Annotated in this window: 1 rRNA gene; it reads right to left on the bottom strand. The window is 55.1% G+C overall.

From position 1 onward, the window contains the following. Positions 1 to 48 precede the first annotated feature (48 nt). A 23S ribosomal RNA gene (locus ABWI03_RS33990) occupies positions 49 to 3,183 on the bottom strand. Positions 3,184 to 3,228: the final 45 nt, after the last annotated feature.

Raw genomic sequence — 3,228 nt, 5'->3', positions numbered from 1 at the left:
GTATCTGTGTGTTGTTTCAGATACCGCACAGTGGACGCGTAGCTTCTTTGTGGTAAGTCCTCGGCCTATTAGTACCAGTCACCTGCATGCATTACTGCACTTCCAGTTCTGGCCTATCAACCCGGTGGTCTGCCGGGGGCCTTACCCCCTCGAGGGGGTGAGAAACCTCATCTTGGAACAGGCTTCCCGCTTAGATGCTTTCAGCGGTTATCCCTTCCGAACGTAGCTAACCAGCGGTGCTCCTGGCGGAACAACTGGCACACCAGAGGTTCGTCCGTCCCGGTCCTCTCGTACTAGGGACAGCCTTCCTCAAGTTTCTAACGCGCGCGGCGGATAGAGACCGAACTGTCTCACGACGTTCTAAACCCAGCTCGCGTGCCGCTTTAATGGGCGAACAGCCCAACCCTTGGGACCTACTCCAGCCCCAGGATGCGACGAGCCGACATCGAGGTGCCAAACCATCCCGTCGATATGGACTCTTGGGGAAGATCAGCCTGTTATCCCCGGGGTACCTTTTATCCGTTGAGCGACACCGCTTCCACTTGCCGGTGCCGGATCACTAGTCCCGACTTTCGTCCCTGCTCGACCTGTCAGTCTCACAGTCAAGCTCCCTTGTGCACTTGCACTCGACACCTGATTGCCAACCAGGCTGAGGGAACCTTTGGGCGCCTCCGTTACATTTTGGGAGGCAACCGCCCCAGTTAAACTACCCACCAGGCACTGTCCCTGAACCAGATCATGGTCCGAGGTTAGAGGTCCAATTCGATCAGAGTGGTATTTCAACAACGACTCCACGATAACTGGCGTCACCGTTTCACAGTCTCCCACCTATCCTACACAAACCGAACCGAACACCAATACCAAGCTGTAGTGAAGGTCCCGGGGTCTTTTCGTCCTGCCGCGCGTAACGAGCATCTTTACTCGTAATGCAATTTCGCCGAGTCTACGGTTGAGACAGCTGAGAAGTCGTTACGCCATTCGTGCAGGTCGGAACTTACCCGACAAGGAATTTCGCTACCTTAGGATGGTTATAGTTACCACCGCCGTTTACTGGGGCTTAAATTCTCAGCTTCGCTCCCGAAGGAACTAACCGGTCCTCTTAACCTTCCAGCACCGGGCAGGCGTCAGTCCGTATACATCGTCTTACGACTTCGCACGGACCTGTGTTTTTAGTAAACAGTCGCTTCTCACTGGTCTCTGCGGCCCCACCCAGCTCAGACAGTACATGTCGTCACCAGACAGGGCCCCCCTTCTCCCGAAGTTACGGGGGCATTTTGCCGAGTTCCTTAACCATAGTTATCTCGATCGCCTTAGTATTCTCTACCTGACCACCTGTGTCGGTTTGGGGTACGGGCCGTGTGAAAGCTCGCTAGAGGCTTTTCTCGGCAGCATAGGATCACTGAATTCGCCTCAATCGGCTACGCATCACGTCTCAGGCTATGTGTGACCCGGATTTGCCTAGGTCACGCCCTACACGCTTACACCAGTATTACCACTGACTGGCTCAGCTACCTTCCTGCGTCACCCCATCGCTTGGCTACTACCAGATCAGGTCCCATGCATCCACCAACTCGAGACCCGAAGGTCTTCTCGTGGCTTCAGGATGGTTAGTATCACTGATTCACCATGGGCGCGTTCACACGGGTACGGGAATATCAACCCGTTGTCCATCGGCTACGCCTGTCGGCCTCGTCTTAGGTCCCGACTCACCCTGGGCGGATTAACCTGGCCCAGGAACCCTTGGTCATTCGGCGGACGAGTTTCTCACTCGTCTTTCGCTACTCATGCCTGCATTCTCACTCGTGTGGCCTCCACGGCTAGGTCACCCTGCCGCTTCCATGGCCACACGACGCTCCCCTACCCATCCACACACCTGCCAGAAAATCCTTGGATCAACTGGGGGCTATTGCGTGAATGCCGCAGCTTCGGTGGTGTACTTGAGCCCCGCTACATTGTCGGCGCAGGATCACTTGACCAGTGAGCTATTACGCACTCTTTCAAGGGTGGCTGCTTCTAAGCCAACCTCCTGGTTGTCTTCGCGACCCCACATCCTTTTCCACTTAGTACACGCTTAGGGACCTTAGCTGGCGATCTGGGCTGTTTCCCTCTCGACTACGAACCTTATCGCCCGCAGTCTCACTGCCGCGCTCTCACTCACCGGCATTCGGAGTTTGGCTGATTTCGGTAAGCTTGTGGGCCCCCTAGACCATCCAGTAGCTCTACCTCCGGTGAGAAACACGCGACGCTGCACCTAAATGCATTTCGGGGAGAACCAGCTATCACGGAGTTTGATTGGCCTTTCACCCCTACCCACAACTCATCCCCTCAGTTTTCAACCTAAGTGGGTTCGGTCCTCCACGACGTCTTACCGTCGCTTCAACCTGGCCATGGGTAGATCACTCCGCTTCGGGTCTAGAGCATGCCACTACGATCGCCCTATTCGGACTCGCTTTCGCTACGGCTACCCCACACGGGTTAACCTCGCGACATGCCACTAACTCGCAGGCTCATTCTTCAAAAGGCACGCCATCACCCCCAGCAGTAAACTGCTCGAAGGCTCTGACGGATTGTAAGCGCACGGTTTCAGGTACTATTTCACTCCCCTCCCGGGGTACTTTTCACCTTTCCCTCACGGTACTAGTCCGCTATCGGTCACCAGGGAGTATTCAGGCTTATCGGGTGGTCCCGACAGATTCACACCAGATTTCACGGGCCCGGTGCTACTTGGGTTTCCATTACAACAGTCACAAAGTTTTCGTGTACGGGATTCTCACCCTCTACGACAGGCCGTTCCAGACCACTTCCACTAACCCTGTGATTTCTTACTGTTGGCCTGCTCGGCAGAACAGACAAAATGAACCCCACAACCCCACGAATGCAACACCTGCCGGCTATCACACACCCATGGTTTAGCCTCTTCCGCTTTCGCTCGCCACTACTCACGGAATCACGGTTGTTTTCTCTTCCTGTGGGTACTGAGATGTTTCACTTCCCCACGTTCCCTCCACACGCCCTATATATTCAGGCGCGGGTAACACGACATCACTCGTGCTGGGTTTCCCCATTCGGACATCCTCGGATCACAGCTCGGTTGACAGCTCCCCGAGGCTTATCGCAGCCTCCTACGTCCTTCATCGGCTCCTGGTGCCAAGGCATCCACCGTACGCTCTTCATTACTTACAACAAAGATGCTCGCGTCCACTGTGCAGTTCTCAAACAACACACAAC

Origin of the sequence: Rhodococcus baikonurensis (assembly GCF_040489275.1) — a bacterium.
GTDB classification, from domain to species: domain Bacteria; phylum Actinomycetota; class Actinomycetes; order Mycobacteriales; family Mycobacteriaceae; genus Rhodococcus_F; species Rhodococcus_F baikonurensis.
The sequence above is the reverse complement of the archived record's forward strand: the minus strand, read 5'-3'. Positions and strand labels throughout refer to the sequence as shown.